Below are 19,820 nucleotides of genomic sequence, written 5' to 3' on the forward strand. Positions count from 1 at the left end.
TCGGACTGAGGCGGCTCCAATGCGATAGACCCCATTGCGTCATACAGCGAGATCGCCATGAGCCAGCACCATCAGGATCAATCCGAACATGACCATCCCGCTGACGAATCGCCGGACGTCACCATGACCGATAGCGGTGAGAAAGAGCCCGGCGAGGATCCGGACTTCGACGAAAGCGAGATCGAGGACGGTGTCGACGACCGATAGCCCGCCAGCCCAGGACGCGATCGAACCTGCGGCCGCCATCAGGAGTACCCATGGACAAATACCACGTGAATCCAACCCCGATGGGCTGGGAGCTGACCGACCCGCAATCCCGCGAAACCGTGCTGCGGACGGTGACCAAGGACGAGATGTTCACCGAGCTGGATAGATTCATGGCGGGCAAGACCGCTTCGGTCGAGGTCTACCGGCGCGACGGCGGGTTAGAAGAAGAGCGGCCCTATCCCGGGAGCAGCCATCCGGTGTCGACCCGTTAGATCAGCTGCCGTATTTCCCGCATGGCGAGCGTAAACCTGTCATACCATCAGCGCTTCGCTTATCTGATCGGAGAGTCCCGCATGCGCTTGCCCCTCGCATTTGCTTCCCTACTGGCACTGGCCGGCTGCTCGTCCTGGCAGGCTGACCCGGAGGACATCAAGCCGGTGCCGCAGGAACGTCTGCGCGGCTATCAGACGCCCATCACCAACGGCGGCGAGCTGGTGGTGACCCGCGACTTCGGCGTGCGCGGCGGCGGTTGCTATGTGGCGGTGATGGTCGATCGCAAGCTCGCCGCACGCATCCACGTCGGCGAACAGGTGCGGTTGCAGGTGCCGGAGGGTATGCGCATCGTCAGCATCGAGTCCGATCCCGAAGACGACACCCTGTGCGGCATGGGCAATCTGCTACGCGAGCGGGCCGCGCGAGTTGAGACTGGCGAGACGCTGCACTTTCGCATCAGCGCCGACAACCGTATCGGCTTCGATATCCAGCAGGTCGACGCCCAGTAGCGTCGCTGTCGCTCGCATCGGGTGTCTGTTTGATCCCGGTACGAGGCGGTATCACAAAGAAACATTCTTGCACCGTCCTCGCCGAACCCTCACTTCGGTTTCGTGCTCCCAGATAGGCAAACCGTTGTGCTTGAGCCTTCGGTGCCTGTCTGGATTCTGAAGACAGCCCGCTCCGCACAACGACCCATACGTCATCGCGGCCGAATGGTCGCCTGCCAGGAGTTGATGCGTGAAACGAGCCATATCCTCCTTGATGTTCGCCGCCGGGCTGACTGTCGTCCCCGTGCTGCACGCTGAACAACAGCCGACCTACGGGCCGCACCTTGAAGGGTTTGAGTATCCCCACCCAATCAAGCGCTTCGAGTTTTCGTCTCAGCGCCAACCTTTGACCATGGCGTACATGGACGTGCCCCCAGCGGGCAAAGGCAATGGGCGAACGGTCGTGCTGATGCACGGCAAGAACTTCTGTGCGGCGACTTGGGAGGAGAGCATCGCGGCGCTCTCGCAGAACGGTTATCGAGTGATTGCGCCCGATCAGATCGGTTTTTGCAGTTCCAGCAAGCCTGAGGCTTACCAGTTCAGCTTTGCGCAGCTGGCACACAACACCCGCGCGCTGCTGGAGTCGCTGGATCTGGAGAAGGTCACCGTGATCGGTCATTCCATGGGTGGCATGCTGGCGTCACGGTTCGCGCTCAATTATCCGCAGATGGTCGAGCAGCTGGTACTGGTCAACCCCATCGGGCTCGAGGATTGGCAAGAAAAAGGCGTGCCCTACGCGTCAATCGAAGAACTGTATCAGAGCGAGTTGAAGACCGACTTCGAAAAGATCAAAGCCTACCAGCAGAAGTTCTACTACAACGGCAGCTGGAAACCGCGCTATGACCGCTGGGTGAGCATGCTGGCCGGGATGTACGCCGGTGACGGCAAAGAGATCGTTGCCTGGAACCAGGCGCTGACGTCTGACATGGTTTTCACCCAGCCGGTGATCCACGAATTCGACACGCTGAGTGTGCCAACCTTGTTGTTGATCGGTGGTAAGGACCGCACCGCACCGGGAGCCAATCGAGCGCCGGAAGACGTCGCGCAACGCCTGGGCGATTATCCCGAACTTGGCCGGCAGGCCGCGGCGATGATTCCCAACGCGACCCTGGTGCCTTTCCCTGAGCTGGGCCACTCACCGCAGGTCGAGGCGCCGGATGTGTTCCATGGGGCGTTGCTCAATGGACTCAAGACGCGTTGAACCACGCCGCGGACGCCGCTATAGAGGCCAAACCCAGAGGATGACGGGTACGGCCACCAGCACCACCAAGATCGACAGCGGCAGCCCGAGCCGCCAGTAGTCACCGAAACGGTAACCGCCGGGGGCCATGACCAGCGTATTCGACTGGTGTCCGATGGGGGTTAGAAAGGCGCAGGAAGCACTGATGGCGACCGCCATCAACAGCGGATCGGCAGAGGCGTCCATACCGCGCGCGAGGGCGATCGCCACGGGGGCGGCAAGCACCGCGGCAGCGGCGTTGTTGACCACGTTGGATAACAGCATCACGCCAATCATCAGGATCGCCACCGTGGCGGCCGGTGGCGCCGCCTGGCTGATGTCCAGCAGGGCGTTGGCGATCAGGCGCGAGCCGCCGGTGGTTTCCAGTGCCTCGCCAATCGGCAGCATCGCGGCGATCAGGACGATGACCGACATGTCGATGCTCTTGTAGATGTCGCCGGTGGGGACCAGCCCCACGAGCACCATCGCCAATGCCGCGCCGACCAATGCGATCGCCGCGGGCACCACGCCGAACGCGATCAGCGCCAGCGCGCCGGCAAAAATGCTACTGGCCAACAACACCTTGCGAGGCGCGGTGATACGCAGACCGCGCGATGCCAGCGGCAGGCAACCGAGGTTGCTCAATGTCGATTGCAGCTGATCCTCGCGTGCCTGCAGCAGCAGAATGTCGCCCGCGGCGAAGCGGATCTTGCCCAGTCGTTGCTGCAGTCGCTGCCCTTGGCGCGCCACGGCAAGGATGTTGACCCCGTGGCGCTCACGCAGCGCCAGGCCGGTTGCGGTCGTGCCGACCAGGGACGAGCCGGCGGTAATGATCGCCTCTGCCAGGGCGCGCTCCCCGCGAGGCGTGCGATCGGCGTCCGGGTCATCTGGCTGCTGGCTCTTGTCGCCATTAGTTTCGGCCCGCTTTTCCTGCTCGGCTTTCTCACGCGCTTCCGCCTTGCTGTCCGCCTCGGCGGCCAGCTGCAAGTGCGTCACGTCGAGAAAGCTCTTGAGACTGTCCGAATCGGCTTCGACCAGCAGAACGTCTTCCTCGTGCAGCACTTCGTAGGTCGAGGGCATGCGCTGATGCTGCCCGGCGCGTACCAGGGCGATGACCATGACATCGGCTTCTTCACCGCCTGCGACCAGCAGATCGCGCAAGGTGCGACCGGCATATTTGCTGCCCTGCGGAATCTGCAGTTCTGTCATATAGGCGCTGATCTCGAACAGCTCCTGATCACCGCTCTGGTTCTCGCGACGCGGGGTCAGGCGCCACAACAGGGTGATGAGCAGAACGCCGGCGACCGTGATCGCCAGACCTACGGGAAGAAACTCGAACATGCGGAACGGCGTCTCGCCGACTTCACGCCGATAGCCGGCGATAATGATGTTGGGTGGCGTACCGATCAACGTCAGGGTACCGCCGAGCAATGAGCCGAACGCCAGCGGCATCAGCAGATAGGAGGGCGAGCGGCCACTCTGGCGTGACATCCATACGGCGACCGGCATGAACAGCGCCAGCGCGCCGACGTTGTTCATGAAGCCCGAGCACAGCGCGACGATACCGGTGAGCGTCAGCACCTGAATCCAGGGCTGGTCGCCAACCCGGGTCAGATGGCGCGCCAGTGAATCGACCACGCCGCTGTTGAGCAGGCCGCGGCTGAGCACCAGTACGGCAGCGACAGTGATCACCGCCGGATGCCCAAGGCCCATGAAGGTGTTCTCTGGCGGCACGATACCGGTCAGGGTGACGACCAGCAGGGCGCCGAGCGCAACGATGTCGTAACGCCAGCGATTCCACACGAACAGCCCCAGTGTTGCGGCCAGCACGGCGAATACGATCAGCTGATCGCTTTGCATGGAGAACTCCGAAAGGCCGCTGTACCGCAGTCAAAGGCGGAGAGCAGAGCGGTTGGATGAAAGCAGACGCCGCGGCGGCGCCGCGTCAGCCCGATGATGGACCGCTGGACCAGCGCTGCGTTCGTTGACGGTCTCACGGTAGGGAACCGGCGACCATTGTGATTGCATCGCAGCGCCGCCGCCTAGTCGTGATGCACGGCGTATCGGCCGGCTCCACCAATGGGCTGGCCAAAAATGGCTGCAGCGGGCAATGTTGCACGAGACCCCACGAAGCGACGGCCGCCTATGCCCAAGCATATGTTTCTGCAATGCCGCGATGACTATTCGCTTGCCGCGCAGCTCTGGCTGCCCAATGGCACGGCGCGCGGCTCGGTGATCATCAATAGCGCAACCGGCGTGCTGGCACGCTACTACGCCCGCTACGCCGCGTTTCTGCGCGAGCATGGATATGCGGTGCTGACCTACGATTACCGCGGTATCGGTGGCTCGCGGCCAAAGAACCTGCGCGGGGTCGACATTCGTTGGCGCGACTGGGGCGACTACGATTTCGATGCGGCAGTGCGCTGGATGCGTGAGCGCGACCCGGACGGCCTATTGGTCACGGTCGGGCACAGCATCGGTGGCTTTCTGCCGGGGTTCGCCGAGGCCGCCAGCCAAGTGGACCGCTTTCTCAGCGTCGGTGCGCAATATGCCTATTGGCGCGATTACGCCGCCGCCCAACGTTGGCGGATGTTTGCCAAGTGGCATCTGTTCATGCCGGCCGTGACGGCGCTCTACGGCTATTTTCCGGGACGACGGCTGGGCTGGCTGGAAGACCTGCCGGCCGGCGTGGCGCTGGAGTGGGCGTTTCGCCGGGCGCGAATGGAGCACAGCTACCCAGCGCATGAGCGCGAACAGATGTTGGCGCGATTCGCCGCCGTCTACGCCCCGATTCTGGCGGTCAGCGTCAGCGATGATGAGTACGGCACCTCGCCGGCCATCGAGCGGGGATTGAGCTACTACCGCAACAGCCAGCGCGACCATGTGCGGCTCAGCCCCGCCGAGTTGGGTCTGGCGCGCGTCGGGCATTTCGATCTGTTCCATGAACGCCACCGTGACGGCTTCTGGCTGGCGAGCCTGGCGTGGATCGGCGAGGGTCGCAATCCTTGGTCGGGTGCTCCCCAGCCCGTCGCCTGCGAGGCCTGTTGAGTACGCACTGCGGGATCCAGCGTTACCGGCGTAGCGAAGCCGTGCTTTCAGGCCCAAACGGTGTCTAGCCGCGGTTGGTATGCACGTCTCCGGGCGATCCGCTATCCGCAGCGTGCTCCCTTGGCGCAGCCAGCAATTCCCGGATGGCGTCGGAATAGGCTCGGCGACCCACACGCATTGCGTTGTTATGGGTGCCGCCTTCGATCAGCAGAAGCTGCTTGGGGTGCTTGGCGGCGGCGTATAGTTCTTCGCTGAAGCGGGCCGGTACGTATTGATCATCCGTACCGTGAACCAGCAGCAGCGGCATGCCGATCTGATCGATCTTGTCGATCGAATCGAATTTCTGCGACACCAGCCAGCGGATCGGCCAGGGGGTGTCGGCCACTTCCGTCGCGATATCGGCCAGGTTGGTGAAGCTGGACTCGACGATCAGCGCGCGTGCGGGCGGCGCTTCGCCGCGACGTTCGGCTTCGAGACCCAGCTCGGCCGCTAGATCCACCGCCACCGCACCGCCCAGCGAATGGCCATAGATCAAACGCTTGTCGGCATCGGGCTGCAGCGTCTTGAGATGATCCCAGGCAATCCGCGCGTCCTCGTAAACGCTGGATTCGGACGGCAGCTCGCCCAAGCTCTGACCGAAGCCGCGGTAATCGATCGCCAGCACTGAAAAGCCCAGCGAACGGATTTGCTCCAGCCGGAACAAGTGCCCTGTGAGATTCCAACGCGACCCATGCAAATAAAGGATTGCCGGCGCGTTTACCTGTTCGGCTGGCCACCACCAAGCGTGAATGTTCTGGCTGTCGCCGAACGCTGGCGCGCTTAATTCGCGTTCTTCCACGCCGCTGGGCAGCCCGCGATACCAACTGGCTGTACCAGGCTCGATTCGGAACACCAGCTCACGCTCTTTGTGCTCCAGCAGCGAGCAGCCGATCGGCAGGACGGCGAGCGCCGCGGCAATGAACAGCAAGAAATTGGAGCGGGCTTTTTTGCGAAAGAGCGACAAGGTCGACATGGCGGCTGGGGCATCTCCTAGTGAAGCGCCATTGAGCGATTAGCTGGCGGGCGCATGCAAGCGGCTCGCGACGACAAGTCTTTACTACAGATTGCAGCGTAGCGATGTCCGCTTCGCACCATTGGCCTTCAGCGCGGGTTAGCATCCTGGCTCCCGTCGTTTTCAGGAGTTTCATCGTGATCACAACACGCATCGGTTTGCTGCCCGCCCTGTTGATTGCCGCCGCGCTCGCCTTCGCCGGCTGGTCGGTGGGGCAGGGGGTGGAACGTTTTCGTATGGCCGACCGCTCGGTGACGGTCAAAGGGCTGGCAGAACGCGACGTGCAAAGCGATTTTGCCGTCTGGACGCTCGGCTTCCGTCGCGCCGGCAACGATTTCGCCGGCGTCCAGCAGGGCTTGTCGGACGATCGCAGCCGGGTGGTGGCGTTCCTGCGCGAGCAGGGCTTCGCTGATGACGAGATCGAGGTGCGCCCGTTGCAGGTTCAGGACCTGCTGGCGCGTGAATGGGCGCCGCAGGAGATCGCCCTGCGCTTCAACGGCAGCGGCCAGGTGCTGGTCAAGTCGACGCGTGTCGAGGCGGTCGGCAAGGCCGCCAACGGTGTCGATCCGCTGATCCAGGCCGGTATCCAGCTCGATACCGAGCAGAACGGTTTCAGCGGGCCACGTTATCAGCTGCGCGGCTTCAATGATCTCAAGCCGGCCTTGCTGGAAGACGCTACACGCAACGCGCGCGAGCAGGCGGCCAAATTCGCCGAGGATGCTGGTGCGCGTCTGGGCGAGCTGAAAAACGCCAATCAGGGGGTGATCCGCGTGCTCGACGACGATGGCAGCGACATGGATACCGGTCGCACGCCGGGCAAGCGTCTGCGGGTAGTCAGTACCTTCGAATACGCCCTTCAGTAAACATCACGTCGCAACGATCCGCTCGTATCCGGGACGGTCGCTGTCGAAAAACTTCCTTGATGCCATTGACCCTCACGTTGCGTGAGGCCCGACCATCACTTTCGCACGGACGAGGAGCGCTTTGCGATGCAGTTGAAAGTAGGTGAATTGGCCCGGCGTTGTGGTTTGACCGTCAGGACCTTGCACCACTACGACGACATCGGATTGCTACGCCCATCCGCGCGCTCCGACGCGGGCTATCGGCTGTACAACCGTGACGATGTTGCACGGTTGCAGCAGATCCAGGCGCTACGAAGCCTGGGTGTTTCGCTGGCCGAAGTCGGAGCGATTCTCGACCGGCAAGGGCGGTCGGTGTCCGCCGTGATCGAGCAGCAGTTGAGCCTGCTCGACCAGCAGATCGCACGCCAGATACGGCTGCGCGAACGGCTGGCGCAGCTGCATCAGCAGTGCGTCTCGGGCGACGAGCCGGCGCTTGCCGACTGGCTGGAAGCACTGGAGTTGATGAGCATGTACGAGAAGTATTTTTCCGAAGACGAACTGCGGCAACTGCCGTTCTACAACCGCAACGCCGTGAGCGATGCCCGCTGGGCCGAACTGGCCGAGGAGGGCGCACGGCTGCTACACGAAGAAGTCGACCCGCAGGACGAACGGGCGAAAGCGCTGGCGCGACGCTGGATGCAGCAACTGGAGCGGGACACCGCGGCCGATCCTGGCCTGCTGGCGAAACTCGACGCCATGCACTTGGAAGAACCGGTACTGCAGCAACAGACCGGCATCTCCCGTGAGGTCAGTGACTATGTGCTACGAGCCTTTGCCGAGACCAAGCTGGCCGTGTACGAGCGCTACCTCGATCCCGACAGCATGGCGTTCATGCGTCGGCACTACCTGGACAGCATGCGTGAATGGCCTGGCCTGATCGCTGCGTTGCGTAAGGCGCAACGGGATGGCCTGGCGCCCGACTCCGAGCAGGTGCAGCAGCTGGCCCGACGTTGGCTGGCACTGTTTCGCGCCTATGCAGGTGACGATCCGCGGATCCAGCAGACGATTCGCCAGGCCAACCAGCGCGAGCCCAGCCTGATGGAGGGCACCTGGGTTGATGAAGGCCTGTTGCGCTACCTCGGCCAGGCGGTCGATGCGCTCTGCACCTGACGCTATGAGTTGTGCGTGGGATGGATACTGCGAACTCAACCCCTCCCACGTTAATTCGGGTATTCAATCGCAGGCGATGGCCGTTTCGGGGGACGCTTGACCGTCGTCGCGTGATGTCCAGGCCCACCAGAACACCAACAAACCGACCGCACCGGTGGCAGCGCCGATGTAGCCGGTGGAGGTCCAACCCAGGCCAGCGCTGATGGCCAGTCCGCCAAGCCAGGGGCCGAGCGCGTTGGCGACGTTGAATGCCGAATGGTTGGACGCCGCGGCCAGCGTCTGCGCATCGGCGGCTACGTCCATCAGGTGCGTCTGCAGTGCAGGCGACAGCGAGACCATGGTACCCACTGCGAAGGCCGCCGGCAGGATGGTCCATAGTGAATGGGTGGCAAAGGGAAATACCAGCAGGACGAAAATGCTCCAGAGCAATAGCCAGGCGATGGCTTTGAAGCGCAGCTTATCGAATAGCCAGCCACCGAAAATATTGCCGACGATACCGCCCAGACCGAAGGCCGCCAGGCCCACCGGAATCCAGCTTTCGCTGACGCGGGTAACCTCCAGCAGGGTCGGCGCCAGGTAGCTGAACACGCAGAACATGCCAGCAAAGCCGATCGAGCTGATGGCCAGCGCCAGCCACACCGGTTTGCGATTGAAATCGCGTAGTTCGCGCATCGGATTATTACGTGGCTCGCTACGGTCCAGTGGCAGGAAGATTGCCACCAGCAGCACCGTCAGCAGCGCGATGAGCCCCACCAGGCCGAACGCCCAACGCCAGCTCAGCCACTGCCCCAGCCAAGTCGCGATGGGGTTGCCGATCAGCATGGCGATGGTCAGTCCGGCCAGCACCCGGCTGACCGCCTTGGCGCGTTGATCCGCCGGCACCATCGATGCGGCGACCAGCATGGCCACGCCGAAATAGGCGCCGTGGGGCAGTCCGGCGATGAAGCGGAACAGCATCAGCGAGTGGTAATCCGGGGCCATGGCGCTGGCGAAGTTGCCCAGCGCGAAGAAACTCATCAGCAGCAACAGCAAATGTCGGCGGAACAACCGCGAGCCGAGGATCGCCAGCAGCGGCGCCCCGACCACCACACCCAAAGCGTAGGTGCTGATCACATGGCCGACCTGCGGCTCGCTGATGCCCAATCCCTGCGCCACGTTGGGCATCAGTCCCATGATGGTGAACTCGCCTGTGCCGATAGCGAAACCGCCCATGGCTAGCGCCAGCTCTATCAACAGGATCGCGCGCGGAGAAAAGCGCGGCGTCGGCGGGGCGGTGTACGCCGTCATGGTCGTCCTCGGAGGTGGCGGAGAAAAATGCGGGATTATCCCGTGCAGCGCGCCGGAAGGGGAGCGCTGGCTGCTTTCGGCTCAGTACACAGAGATCGGAAGAGGACGCGATGGTTCAACGACGCGGCACGGGCGTCGAGCGCCGCGATTGGTAGGGCGGTGCCGGTCAGTCGGCGAACTTGCTCAGCAGCGCATGGGTGTCGGCGGCGCCCATCATCGCGGCGGCGGTGAGTGGCGTGGCACCGTTGCGGTCGGCAGCGTGCGGGTTGGCACCCTGGGCGATCAGGTATTGGACGATCTCGGTGCGGTTGAACATGGCGGCCACCATCAGCGCGGTTTTGCCATCAGGCGATGCGCCCTCTACATCGGCGCCCTGTTCGAGCAGCAGCCTGATCATCGCCAGATCCCCCTTGAACGCCGCACCCGCCAGCGGTGTCTGGCCTTTGTCGTTGCGCAGCTGCGGATCGGCGCCGCTCTCCAGCAGCACGCGTGACGCATCGAGATGACCATGGTAGGTGGCGAGCATCAACAGGCTGTCGCCGTTGTGGTTGCGTATGTTAGCCGGCAGGCCGCGGCCGAGCAGGTCGGCGAGGCGCACAGCATCGCCTTTACGGGCGCTGTCGAATATCTGCTCGGCAAAGGCCAGCGCGGCGTCGTCCAGTTCGGGCTTGGGTTGGGCTGGTTCGGTCATGGAGCGCTCCTCGATGAGGCGATGCGCCGACGTTTGCCGGCGCGTGCAGCATTGTGACAAGCGACAGGGCAAAAGGCGCCATGACAAAGGCCATGCCTGCAATAGGCCGTCCGTATTAGGACCTCAACCCTGGCGCAGCGGCGTCACAGGGTGCGCAAAAACGCCACCAGATCGGCTTTCTCCTCCTGGCTCAGGCCGCGCTGCAATACCAGGTTGAAGAACTCGACGGTGTCCTCGAGTGTCAGCAGGCGACCGTCGTGCAGGTACGGAGGCGAGTCCTTGATGCCGCGCAGCGGGAAGGTCTTGATCGGCCCGTCGCCGACGGCCATGACGCCGTTGTACTCCTGGGGTTCGTAGAAGCGTTCGGTCTGCAGGTTATGCATCAGGTGGTCGGTGTAGTAGGGCGGTATGTGGCAGCTTGCGCAGGCGCCTTTACCGTGGAAAACCTGCTCGCCGCGCAGTTCCTGTTCGCTGGCCTTGGCCGGGTCGAGTCGGCCCTCGACGTTGAGCTTGGGGGCCGGCGGGAAGTCCAGCAGTGCCTGGAACTCGCCCATGAAATGCACCTGGCTGCCGCGCTCGAGCACATTCACGCCTTTTTTCGCCGCCAGCACGATGTCGCCATCGAAATAGGCGGCGCGCTGCTCGAATTCGGTGAAATCTTCGACCGTCTTCAGCGCGCGCTGGGAGCCGAAGATCTGTTGCACGTTCACGCCGCGCAGGGTGGGCGTGTCGATGCGGTGGCGGAATTTCTGCGGCCGCACGTCACCGGCCAGGTGCGTGGCGGCATTGGTATGACCGTTGGCGTGGCAATCCAGGCAGGCGACTCCGGTATGTGGATGCTCGCTGCGCCGGTCATCGGTCGCATTGAATTGCTGTTGCGGAAAAGTCGTCACCAGCAGGCGCAGCCCTTCGAGCTGCTTGGGGTTGAGGATGCCGTTGAACAGCTCGAAGTAGTTGCGGATGTTCACCAGCTTGCCCTGGGATACATCGCCGAGATCCGGCCGCGTGGTGAGATAGATCGGCGCCGGGAATTCCGGAAGGAAGTGGTCCGGTAGGTCGAAATCCAGGTCGAAGCGGGTCAGGTCGCGGCCCTCGATCTTGTTGACCTCATCGATATGAAACTGCGGAAACACCATTCCGCCTTCGGGATGGTTCGGGTGTGGTAGCGGCATGAACCCGGCGGGGAAGCGCTTCTGTTGGCGGATCTGCTCGGGGCTCAGTTGCGCCAATTCCTCCCAGCTGCCACCCGCGAGCTTGACCCGCACGCCGGCTTGTATCGGCTTGCCGCGCGCCATGGTGACGCCTTCGGCTGGCGTGTCGCTGAGGTCGTAGCGCTGCCTCAGCAGCTCCATGTGCCTCTCGAGGATGGCAGGCTTGTCCGCTGACATGCGCTGCATGATCGCATCGAAATTCTCGCTGATGACCACGGGGTTGTAGCTGGTCGGCTTATCGTCTTCGGCGGCGTAGGCCATCGGTACGATCGGCATGGTGCCAAGTGCCATGGCCAGGCACGAACGGGCTAGGACGGCATTCATATTGTTGTTTTCCTGTATCGACGAGGTCGTACAGAAGGCCTAGAAGCAAATGGCTTCGCTTGCTAAATAGGCAAGGCCTATGGTCGTGATAGAGAACCTCTAGCGAACCCCGGCTATTCGCTGTCGTCAGCGGTGGCGCAGGCTGGAGGGATCATGGCGATGTGCCTTATAGCTGTGCGCTTGCTTGGCGCGCAGCGTTATGACGAAAGGGTTCAGCTTACCCAAGCTGCCGTTTCAGACCGGCTGTGGCAGTATCTGCGCTCCGTCGACCGAAGCGCTGCCATGAAACCCGAAGACCTCGAACGCCTGGTGACCCAGACGATGCCGTACGGTAAGTACAAGGGGCGGTTGATCGCAGATCTTCCGGGCAACTACCTGAACTGGTTCGCGCGGGTTGGCTTCCCGCCCGGGGAAATTGGCCAGTTGCTGGCGCTGATGCAGGAAATCGACCATAACGGTCTGTCAGGGCTATTGGAGCCGCTGCGCCGACGCTAGGCCCGTTGCCGCTCGGGGCGAACGAAACGGCAGCGGAGCTGGCTCAGCCTTCGCTTTCAGCTTGTAACGCCGCCAGCGCCGGGGCGGCATAGATGCCCACTTCCACCGCCAGGGTCATTACCCGCTCGATATCGCTGGTGTATACGAGCACCGCTTGCAGTTCGTCATCCAATGGCTCGCTGAAGTCCACCAGCACGTAGCCGCCTTTTTCCGGGTAGAGACTGCTGAGTTGCGTCTGGATGCGGTTGAGCGCCTTCAGCGGCTCGGTTTTCGCCAACTGCTTGGGTTTGAGGACGAAATTCACGTCCGGGCCGAACGAGCCGACGATCTGCTCGAACAGCGTCTGGTAATCGTCGGCCTGGAACAGCACGGTGTCCGGCAGGCTGCCGACGATCATCCATTCGCCTAGCGGAATGGGGAAGTCATCGTCGTAGATGATGTCCGGGTTGGCCTGCAGAAAGGCACCGGGATCGGCATAGGCTTGGGCCGCTTCGTCAGCGAGGCGGTTGATCTCGTCTTCGCTCATGCAGCCCGAGCTGATCAGACGGATCAGCTCGGCGAGTGGGTCTTTCATCGGATGGTCCTGTGGGTTGGGATCGCAAGAATAGCCGAAAGCGATCATTGCCGACGGGCGCCTTTGGAACGCAGCCGGCATGTCGGGATGGCGTTCCCCTCTCGACACCCGCTTCCCTGACGCGTCAACGCGGGTGACGTTGCAGGCTTGTGATCTGTTTTGTCTGCATTTGAACGCCAAGCTGCGGCATCTGCCAGGTTTTCGTGCACAATAGCCGCCATATAAACAGACGCGGCATGAACGATGGCGAACGGCGCTGGCCGGCCTCGCTCCGTTGCGGCGCCAGACAACGATCAGCCAATATTCAAGAGGAACGACTGTGCATAACGTCGTCATCAGCGGTACCGGCCTTTATACCCCTGCCCACAGCATTTCCAACGACGAACTGGTCGAGTCGTTCAACACCTACGCCCGTCGCTTCAACGCCGAACACGCCGCCGCCATCGAGGCGGGTGACGTGCAGCCGGTACCGGAATCCAGCTCGGCCTTTATCGAGAAGGCGTCGGGCATCAAGAGTCGCTTCGTCACCGACAAGGCCGGCATTCTCGACCCGGACCGCATGGTCCCGCGTATTCCCGAGCGCAGCAACGAACAGTGGTCGATCCTCTGCGAGATGTCGGTCAAGGCGGCCGAGCAGGCACTGGCGCGCGCAGGCAAGACTGCCGCCGATATCGACGGCGTGATCGTCGCCTGCTCCAACCTGCAGCGCGCCTACCCGGCGATCGCCATCGAAGTGCAGGCGGCGCTGGGCATCAAGGGTTTCGGCTTCGACATGAACGTGGCCTGCTCCTCGGCCACCTTTGGCATCCAGAACGCGGCGAACTCGGTGCAATTGGGTCAGGCGCGTGCCGTGCTGATGGTCAACCCGGAGATCTGCACCGGGCACATGAACTTCCGTGACCGCGACAGCCATTTCATTTTCGGCGACGCCTGCACGGCGGTGATCATCGAGCGCGCCGACCTGGCCACTTCGCCATACCAATGGGACGTGGTCAGCACCAAGCTGGCGACCGAGTTCTCCAACAACATCCGCAACAACTTCGGCTTTCTGAACCGCACCGCCGAGGAATACATGACCAACCCGGACAAGCTGTTCGTCCAGGAAGGTCGCAAGGTGTTCAAGGAAGTCTGCCCGATGGTGGCCGAGCTGATCGGCGAACATCTAAAGGAGAACGAAATCGAGGTCAGCGCCGTCAAGCGCTTCTGGCTGCACCAGGCCAACCTGAACATGAACCATCTGATTGTGCGCAAACTCTTGGGTCGCGACGCCAGCCCGGAAGAGGCGCCGGTCATTCTCGACACCTACGCCAACACCAGTTCGGCCGGTTCGGTGATCGCCTTCCACAAGCATCAGGACGACCTTTCGGCTGGCAGCCTTGGCGTGCTCAGCTCGTTTGGTGCTGGCTACTCGATCGGCAGCGTGATTTTGCGCAAGCGCTGACCCTTCCACATCCGCTGCTCCGATATGGGCAATACGCATTCCCATGCTCTGCGTGGGAATGCAGGATGCTCAGCGTCTAGTTCCTGACCATGCAGGACGTGGGCGTCTGCCTTACTGAGCGTAGCAAGCAAAAGCTTCGAATGAAGCCGTTAACTCATGATGCAGCACTGGTTGCTCCCGCCGGACTGCTCTGCAACGCCACTTGCAGAGAAGTTCCCTGATCTTTGAAATGTCATATTGCAGCAAACCTTCTGTCATATCGGCTTCCCATAATCGCCTCCGTTGAAACAGACGACGTCATGTCATCCGCAGGACGACGTTTCATAAACGAAGGAGCTTTCCCTGATGAAGAAGAAGTTGATTGCGATTGCTGTTGGTGCTGCGATGGCGGTGCCTGCTGTGGCAATGGCCGACGTGTCGTTCTACGGCCGTGCACACATATCGGTAGATTACCTCGATGATGGCGCCGACTATTCCGAAACCAACCTGTCGAGCAACTCTTCGCGCTTGGGTTTCAAGGGTGATCACCAGATCAACCCGAATCTGGAAGCTTTCTTCCAGATCGAGCAGCAGATCAGCTTCACCAGCGGCGGTAACGATGGCGACAGCACGGACTTCGCCACTCGTGACACTTTTGTCGGCCTGCGCAGCAACGACATCGGTGCAGTTCAGATTGGTCGTTTCGACAGCCCGTTCAAGGTAGCCCGCGGCCCGGCTAACCTGTTCGGTGACCAAGTTGGTGACATGCGTAACCTGACCCGTTTCGGCAATGGCCGCTTCGACGAGCGTTATGACAACACGATCCAGTACACCACCCCGACCATGGGTGGTTTCAATGCCAAACTTGCCTACTCGATGTATGAAGGTCAGTGGGCTGTCGAGGACGAAGACAGCGATGCCCTCAGCATGTCGCTGAACTATGCAGGCGGCCCGCTGGAGGCCGCCCTGGCATACGAGAAGGTAGAAGAAGACGCTTCTCGTGGCGAACGTGATGGCATCCGTGCCGCTGCCGCCTACAAGCTCACCGATGCCTTCAAGCTGGTGGGCTTCTATCAGACGGTTGACCATGACTCGCCGGTTCAAGCCCAGAGCGACGCCTGGTCGTCCGACGTCTATGGTCTGGGTGGCGAGTTCGCGGTTGCCAAGAACACTGCTCTGAAAGCCATGTGGATGACTCGCAACTCCGACGCCGATAACGCCGACGCCGATATGTGGGTAGTTGGTGTCGAGCACAAGCTGGACAAGGCCGTTCGTGTCTATGCCAACTATGCCGTGGTCGATAACGACGAAAACTCCGCTCAGGTACCGTGGGAACAAGCCCGCTCGGCAAACGAGAGACTGGCCACTGCGGCGGGTGAAGCGGCTTCCGGCCTCTCTGTAGGTCTGCGCTACGACTTCTGATCCGCGTCGCTGGGCAGGTTAAACGAACCGGGCTGTTCCCTCAGGGACAGCCCGGTTTGTCATTTAGTTGACATCTTTCGGACTTATTCTTGTTTCCTGTTCGTCATCGAATCCAGACCGTCGAGTCGGCGGGTCTTCGCATCTAGGAGTTTTCATGCGCAGTTTGTTCGTTATCGCCATGGCGTGCCTGCTGGCAGCCTGTGCCCAACAGCCCCATGTTCAGCTGTATGCCGGTTCGCCATTGCCGGAGAATAAGGTGTTGAAACTAGTGGTTCCCAGCGAGTTGGAGATCCGCACTATTAATGGCCAGCCATATTCGGCCGCCAACTCTATGTTCGGCGCCTCGGACAAGCGCTTGCATCTGCAACCGGGTGCTTATCAGGTCCAAGCCTTCTACAAGAACGGCTTCGATATCGATGGCGGCATGAGCCATGAAGTGGTGCGCAGCCGTACCGCCATCTTCAACTTCGAGGGGAAGGCCGGGGAAGTATGGCGTCTGGACTTTGATCGTCCGCAGAACTTGGCCGAGGCCCGTGAGTTCGAGACCAATTTCCCCGCCTGGGCAGAAAACACCCGCACGGGCGAACGCCTTGAGGCGCAGGCCGGCAACCGCAATACTTCCGTGCTCAGCGCGATGATGGGTTCAAGTGAAGTCGCCCCGGAAACCTCCACCGTTTCCCCCTTAGGCGCTGCTGAGCCGGCCACCCAGGCAGTGACGTTGCGCCAGACGCCCTCGGCGACGGCTACCCTGCCACACAGCGATGCGACCCTGACCACCCTGCAGCAGATGTGGAACATGCTGACTCCGCAAAGCCGCGAGGCGTTCTTGAAGTGGGCCCAGCAGTAAGCGCATCAAGTCGCTTTTTCACTCTAGGAGCCGTTGAGATTCAGCGCTGCCACACCTGACCACAGGCGTCGCCTTCCCCCTCTCGTAATGAGAGAGGGAGAAGGGCGGAGCTTAATCATTGCTCTCAAGCCGGATAGCCGTGACTGTTGCGCAGTTCAACAGTTGTCAGGCACTTTTCTTCCTGCTTGCGACAGGCCAGACTGCTCGGCATGCCTATCCAGACAGTTTCCCGCCTTGCCGAGATCGAGCCTCAGCAGTGGGACGCGCTGCTAACAGCTCCCCAGCCTTTTCTGCGCCACGCCTTTCTCTCCAGTCTCGAAGACAGCGCCAGTATCGGCGGTCGTACGGGCTGGCGCCCTTTGCATCGATTGCTGATCGATGCAAAGGGCGCCGTGCAAGCGGCGCTGCCGCTGTATCGCAAGACCAACTCCAACGGAGAATACGTGTTCGATTGGGCCTGGGCCGACGCCTGCCATCGCGCGGGCATTGAGTACTACCCGAAGCTGCTCTGCGCGGTGCCGTTCTCGCCTGTTACTGGTGCGCGTCTGCTGGGCGACCCTGTGGCGGCTGGTCAGCTGCTCGACCAGCTCGCTGCGGGGCTGGCTGAAGGAGGCCATTCGAGCCTGCATGTGAACTTCACCGAGCCGGATGCCGACTCGATCTTTCGTGGGCGCGACGGCTGGCTGGAACGCATCGGCTGTCAATTCCACTGGCACAACCGCGGCTACCGCGATTTTCAGGATTTTCTCGACAGCCTCACGTCACGCAAGCGCAAGCAGTTGCGCAAAGAACGTGAGCAGGTGGCAGGGCAGGGGGTCGATTTCGAGTGGCGCGCAGGCCATCAGCTCACAGAGGCCGAGTGGGATTTCGTCTACGCCTGTTATGCCAATACCTACTACGTACGCGGGCAGGCACCCTACCTGACGCGAAGCTTCTTCAGCCTGCTGGCCGAGCGGATGCCGGAGGTGATCCGCGTCGTGCTAGCCCGGCAGGGCGGCCGGATGGTGGCCATGGCCTTCAGTCTGGTCGATGCACATGGGCTCTACGGACGTTACTGGGGCTGTCTTGCCGAGTTCGATCGGCTGCACTTCGAGACCTGCTTCTATCAGGGTATCGATCAGGCCATCGCTGCCGGGCTGTCTCGCTTCGATGCCGGGGCCCAGGGCGAACACAAGCTCATTCGTGGCTTCGAGCCGGTGATTACCCGTTCCTGGCATTACCTGCGACACCCCGGGCTGCGCGCCGCGGTGAGCGAATTTCTCGAACAGGAACGCGTCGGAGTGCGGCGTTACGCCGAGGCAGCGCGCAATGCGCTGCCCTATCGGCAGGACTGAAGGACGCTCTATTTCGCTTTCTGCGCCGCGCTGACGCCTTCCAGGGTCGAGAAGGAAGTGTCCTTGGCGGTCAGCAGGAAATCGCGCATGAATGGCGAATCCAGCATGTCGGCGCGAATGCCGGCGAACAGCGTAGCAAACAGTCCTTTTTCACCCAGGCGCTTGGCGGTGACATAACCGCGGGTGCTGTATTCGTGCAGCGCCCAGTTCGGTACGCAACAGACACCGCGGCCCGAGGCCACCAACTGCATCATCATCACTGTCAGCTCAGAGGTACGGACCTGCGCCGGCTCGACATCCGCCGGCTCGAGAAACCGGGTGAAGATATCCAACCGGTCGCGCTCCACCGGATAGGTAATCAGGGTTTCGCTGGCCAGGTCTTCGGCGCGCACGTAGGGCCGATTGGCCAAGGGATGCTGGTTGGCGACCGCCAGCAGGGCCTCATAGGTAAACAACGGGACATAGGTGATGCCGGGCAGCTCGATCGGATCGGAGGTCACGACCAGATCCAGATCGCCGCGAGCCAAAGCCGGCAGCGGCGCGAACGAGAAGCCCGAGGCGAGATCGAGTTCGACTTCCGGCCAGGCATCGCGGAACTGGTCGATCGTGGGCATCAGCCACTGGAAGCAGCTGTGGCATTCGATGGCCATGTGCAGGCGGCCCGCCGTGCCACCGGCCAGCCTCGCCAGGTCACGCTCGGCGCTGCGCAGTTGCGGTAACAGGCTGTCCGCCAGTTGCAGCAGGCGCAAGCCGGCACTGGTGAAGCGCACGGGGCGGGTCTTGCGCACGAACAGCTGCAGGCCCAGACGTTCCTCCAGTTCCTTGAATTGGTGCGACAGCGCCGACTGGGTCAGATGCAGGCGCTCGGCCGCTTCGACGAGGCTGTCGGTTTCGCGCAAAGCATGAAGGGTTTTCAGGTGGCGGATTTCCAGCATGCTGCGGCTTCCTGCTGTGACGGTATCGGGGCCAGGATCCGAGGAAATACTCGATCGGGGATACTACGATGACTTGAGCATCACTCATTGTGTTGGCGAAGTGTGTTCCAGCGCGATGGCTATTGTCGAGCAGGCAGAATGGCGACTGAACTCACCCGCGTCTCGCAAAAGGTTGTCTTCGCCGAGACGCGGGATGCAGAGGTGATGAGGCGGGTCACATCCAGATGCGGCTGACCAGATAAACCAGCACGCCGAGAAACAGGAGGGCGACGATTACCAGGGCGCCGTCGCGCGCCATCATGCCCAGCCCGAGGAAACTCAGCGCGGCGCCCGCGGCAGAATTGCCGAACGGGATCAGCTCGAGTGGCGGCATGGTGGCGGCGATCAGCAGGCATACCAGCGCATTGAGGCGTACTGCGAGGCCTTCGGTGAGAAAGGTCAGGCGATGCCGCAACAGCCGATCGACCCAGCGCGCGGGACGCTGCAGAAAGGCGATGGCCCGATCGTATTTACCCCGCGATGCCCGACGCTGAAGCAACCACCGGGGCAGCCAGAAGTGTTTGCGCCCGATCAAAATTTGGAGTGCGATCAGCCCCACCATGACGGCAAACAAGCTTGGCAGTCCGGGGATACCCGACAGGGGCGAAAACACCAATAAACCCGGCACCAGCAACAAGGCTCCGAAGCTGCGGTGGCCGGTCGCTTCGAGCATGCCCTGGATGGTAACCGGCTCGCTGGGTTCGCCAGCCTGGCTGAGGCGCTCCAGCAGACCTTCAAGATTCTCCGGTTGTTGTCTGCCAATCATTTCAGTTCTTCTTATGCCTTTGGAGTGTTAGAGAACAAAAGCGAAAAAACGACAATATGAAATTTTTTACTATTCAAAACAAAATGCATTAGTTTGTTTCATTCTCTGGCTACGACC

General features: G+C 61.9%; 20 protein-coding genes. 12 read left to right on the forward strand and 8 right to left on the reverse strand.

Translation table 11 applies throughout. The annotated features are described in order from the left end of the window. The first annotated feature begins 57 nt into the window (after positions 1-57). The 4 genes from MCB86_RS16530 (at position 58) to MCB86_RS16545 (ending at position 2,229) form a co-directional block, all read left to right on the forward strand. Complete coding sequence (locus tag MCB86_RS16530; RefSeq protein ID WP_196298683.1) at positions 58-207, forward strand: hypothetical protein; 150 nt, start codon at positions 58-60, stop codon at positions 205-207. Positions 208-257: 50 nt separating this feature from the next. Further along, on the forward strand, positions 258-479 hold the full coding sequence (locus MCB86_RS16535; RefSeq protein WP_239611517.1) for a hypothetical protein: 222 nt from the start codon (positions 258-260) through the stop codon (positions 477-479). Positions 480-560: 81 nt separating this feature from the next. Further along, positions 561-989: a hypothetical protein gene (locus MCB86_RS16540; RefSeq protein WP_045163193.1), complete on the forward strand. Its 429-nt coding sequence runs from the start codon at positions 561-563 to the stop codon at positions 987-989. A gap of 229 nt (positions 990-1,218) precedes the next feature. Continuing rightward, positions 1,219-2,229, forward strand: a complete 1,011-nt coding sequence (locus MCB86_RS16545; protein WP_239611518.1) for an alpha/beta hydrolase — start codon at positions 1,219-1,221, stop codon at positions 2,227-2,229. A gap of 18 nt (positions 2,230-2,247) precedes the next feature. On the opposite strand, the gene MCB86_RS16550 is transcribed toward MCB86_RS16545, so the two are convergent. Further along, complete coding sequence (locus tag MCB86_RS16550; protein ID WP_239611519.1) at positions 2,248-4,107, reverse strand: SLC13 family permease; 1,860 nt, start codon at positions 4,105-4,107, stop codon at positions 2,248-2,250. Between the two features lie 285 nt (positions 4,108-4,392). On the opposite strand from MCB86_RS16550, the gene MCB86_RS16555 reads away from it, so the two are divergent. Beyond that, entirely contained in the window at positions 4,393-5,295 is a 903-nt protein-coding gene (locus tag MCB86_RS16555; RefSeq protein WP_239611520.1) for an alpha/beta fold hydrolase, read from the forward strand. A gap of 64 nt (positions 5,296-5,359) precedes the next feature. On the opposite strand, the gene MCB86_RS16560 is transcribed toward MCB86_RS16555, so the two are convergent. Continuing rightward, complete coding sequence (locus MCB86_RS16560) at positions 5,360-6,307, reverse strand: alpha/beta hydrolase (protein WP_045163189.1); 948 nt, start codon at positions 6,305-6,307, stop codon at positions 5,360-5,362. A 176-nt stretch (positions 6,308-6,483) separates the two neighbouring features. On the opposite strand from MCB86_RS16560, the gene MCB86_RS16565 reads away from it, so the two are divergent. Beyond that, positions 6,484-7,209: an SIMPL domain-containing protein gene (locus MCB86_RS16565; RefSeq protein WP_239611521.1), complete on the forward strand. Its 726-nt coding sequence runs from the start codon at positions 6,484-6,486 to the stop codon at positions 7,207-7,209. 126 nt (positions 7,210-7,335) lie between these two features. Further along, entirely contained in the window at positions 7,336-8,358 is a 1,023-nt protein-coding gene (locus MCB86_RS16570; RefSeq protein WP_239611522.1) for a MerR family transcriptional regulator, read from the forward strand. A 63-nt stretch (positions 8,359-8,421) separates the two neighbouring features. On the opposite strand, the gene MCB86_RS16575 is transcribed toward MCB86_RS16570, so the two are convergent. The 3 genes from MCB86_RS16575 to MCB86_RS16585 all read right to left on the reverse strand — a co-directional run bounded on the left by MCB86_RS16575 (position 8,422) and on the right by MCB86_RS16585 (position 11,838). Then, positions 8,422-9,645 (reverse strand): MFS transporter, encoded by a 1,224-nt coding sequence (locus MCB86_RS16575; protein WP_239611523.1) that lies wholly within the window; start codon positions 9,643-9,645, stop codon positions 8,422-8,424. 166 nt (positions 9,646-9,811) lie between these two features. Then, positions 9,812-10,336, reverse strand: coding sequence for an ankyrin repeat domain-containing protein (locus MCB86_RS16580; protein ID WP_239611524.1), 525 nt, complete (start codon positions 10,334-10,336; stop codon positions 9,812-9,814). Positions 10,337-10,479: 143 nt separating this feature from the next. Beyond that, positions 10,480-11,838, reverse strand: a complete 1,359-nt coding sequence (locus tag MCB86_RS16585; protein WP_080890644.1) for a cytochrome B6 — start codon at positions 11,836-11,838, stop codon at positions 10,480-10,482. 315 nt (positions 11,839-12,153) lie between these two features. On the opposite strand from MCB86_RS16585, the gene MCB86_RS16590 reads away from it, so the two are divergent. Then, complete coding sequence (locus MCB86_RS16590) at positions 12,154-12,366, forward strand: DUF3820 family protein (protein ID WP_025242650.1); 213 nt, start codon at positions 12,154-12,156, stop codon at positions 12,364-12,366. Between the two features lie 43 nt (positions 12,367-12,409). Here MCB86_RS16590 and MCB86_RS16595 read toward each other — a convergent pair whose 3' ends face one another. Then, positions 12,410-12,940, reverse strand: coding sequence for a hypothetical protein (locus MCB86_RS16595; protein WP_045163288.1), 531 nt, complete (start codon positions 12,938-12,940; stop codon positions 12,410-12,412). 319 nt (positions 12,941-13,259) lie between these two features. Between MCB86_RS16595 and MCB86_RS16600 the strand changes: the two genes are divergently transcribed. From MCB86_RS16600 to MCB86_RS16615, 4 genes are all read left to right on the forward strand, one after another. After that, complete coding sequence (locus MCB86_RS16600; RefSeq protein ID WP_045163183.1) at positions 13,260-14,381, forward strand: beta-ketoacyl-ACP synthase III; 1,122 nt, start codon at positions 13,260-13,262, stop codon at positions 14,379-14,381. A gap of 345 nt (positions 14,382-14,726) precedes the next feature. Then, positions 14,727-15,782, forward strand: coding sequence for a porin (locus MCB86_RS16605; RefSeq protein ID WP_239611525.1), 1,056 nt, complete (start codon positions 14,727-14,729; stop codon positions 15,780-15,782). 154 nt (positions 15,783-15,936) lie between these two features. After that, positions 15,937-16,629, forward strand: coding sequence for a DUF2057 family protein (locus tag MCB86_RS16610; RefSeq protein ID WP_239611526.1), 693 nt, complete (start codon positions 15,937-15,939; stop codon positions 16,627-16,629). A gap of 209 nt (positions 16,630-16,838) precedes the next feature. Continuing rightward, on the forward strand, positions 16,839-17,963 hold the full coding sequence (locus tag MCB86_RS16615) for a GNAT family N-acetyltransferase (protein ID WP_239611527.1): 1,125 nt from the start codon (positions 16,839-16,841) through the stop codon (positions 17,961-17,963). An 8-nt stretch (positions 17,964-17,971) separates the two neighbouring features. On the opposite strand, the gene metR is transcribed toward MCB86_RS16615, so the two are convergent. Both metR and MCB86_RS16625 read right to left on the reverse strand, forming a co-directional pair. Beyond that, on the reverse strand, positions 17,972-18,898 hold the full coding sequence (gene metR, locus MCB86_RS16620) for a transcriptional regulator MetR (protein WP_045163180.1): 927 nt from the start codon (positions 18,896-18,898) through the stop codon (positions 17,972-17,974). Positions 18,899-19,112: 214 nt separating this feature from the next. After that, positions 19,113-19,703: an exopolysaccharide biosynthesis protein gene (locus MCB86_RS16625; RefSeq protein ID WP_045163179.1), complete on the reverse strand. Its 591-nt coding sequence runs from the start codon at positions 19,701-19,703 to the stop codon at positions 19,113-19,115. Positions 19,704-19,820 lie beyond the last annotated feature (117 nt).

Origin of the sequence: Pseudomonas sp. KSR10 (genome assembly GCF_022355455.1) — a bacterium.
GTDB classification, from domain to species: domain Bacteria; phylum Pseudomonadota; class Gammaproteobacteria; order Pseudomonadales; family Pseudomonadaceae; genus Stutzerimonas; species Stutzerimonas stutzeri_E.

Bases quoted from the DNA above. Each gene is read 5' to 3' on its own strand.
- MCB86_RS16610 (WP_239611526.1), top strand. From the start codon at position 15,937: ATGCGCAGTTTGTTCGTTATCGCCATGGCGTGCCTGCTGGCAGCCTGT.
- MCB86_RS16580 (WP_239611524.1), bottom strand. From the start codon at position 10,336: ATGACCGAACCAGCCCAACCCAAGCCCGAACTGGACGACGCCGCGCTG.
- MCB86_RS16595 (WP_045163288.1), bottom strand. From the start codon at position 12,940: ATGAAAGACCCACTCGCCGAGCTGATCCGTCTGATCAGCTCGGGCTGC.
- MCB86_RS16555 (WP_239611520.1), top strand. From the start codon at position 4,393: ATGCCCAAGCATATGTTTCTGCAATGCCGCGATGACTATTCGCTTGCC.
- MCB86_RS16590 (WP_025242650.1), top strand. From the start codon at position 12,154: ATGAAACCCGAAGACCTCGAACGCCTGGTGACCCAGACGATGCCGTAC.
- MCB86_RS16625 (WP_045163179.1), bottom strand. From the start codon at position 19,703: ATGATTGGCAGACAACAACCGGAGAATCTTGAAGGTCTGCTGGAGCGC.
- MCB86_RS16585 (WP_080890644.1), bottom strand. From the start codon at position 11,838: ATGGCACTTGGCACCATGCCGATCGTACCGATGGCCTACGCCGCCGAA.
- MCB86_RS16560 (WP_045163189.1), bottom strand. From the start codon at position 6,307: ATGTCGACCTTGTCGCTCTTTCGCAAAAAAGCCCGCTCCAATTTCTTG.
- MCB86_RS16540 (WP_045163193.1), top strand. From the start codon at position 561: ATGCGCTTGCCCCTCGCATTTGCTTCCCTACTGGCACTGGCCGGCTGC.
- metR (WP_045163180.1), bottom strand. From the start codon at position 18,898: ATGCTGGAAATCCGCCACCTGAAAACCCTTCATGCTTTGCGCGAAACC.
- MCB86_RS16570 (WP_239611522.1), top strand. From the start codon at position 7,336: ATGCAGTTGAAAGTAGGTGAATTGGCCCGGCGTTGTGGTTTGACCGTC.
- MCB86_RS16615 (WP_239611527.1), top strand. From the start codon at position 16,839: ATGCCTATCCAGACAGTTTCCCGCCTTGCCGAGATCGAGCCTCAGCAG.
- MCB86_RS16530 (WP_196298683.1), top strand. From the start codon at position 58: ATGAGCCAGCACCATCAGGATCAATCCGAACATGACCATCCCGCTGAC.
- MCB86_RS16535 (WP_239611517.1), top strand. From the start codon at position 258: ATGGACAAATACCACGTGAATCCAACCCCGATGGGCTGGGAGCTGACC.
- MCB86_RS16550 (WP_239611519.1), bottom strand. From the start codon at position 4,107: ATGCAAAGCGATCAGCTGATCGTATTCGCCGTGCTGGCCGCAACACTG.
- MCB86_RS16575 (WP_239611523.1), bottom strand. From the start codon at position 9,645: ATGACGGCGTACACCGCCCCGCCGACGCCGCGCTTTTCTCCGCGCGCG.
- MCB86_RS16605 (WP_239611525.1), top strand. From the start codon at position 14,727: ATGAAGAAGAAGTTGATTGCGATTGCTGTTGGTGCTGCGATGGCGGTG.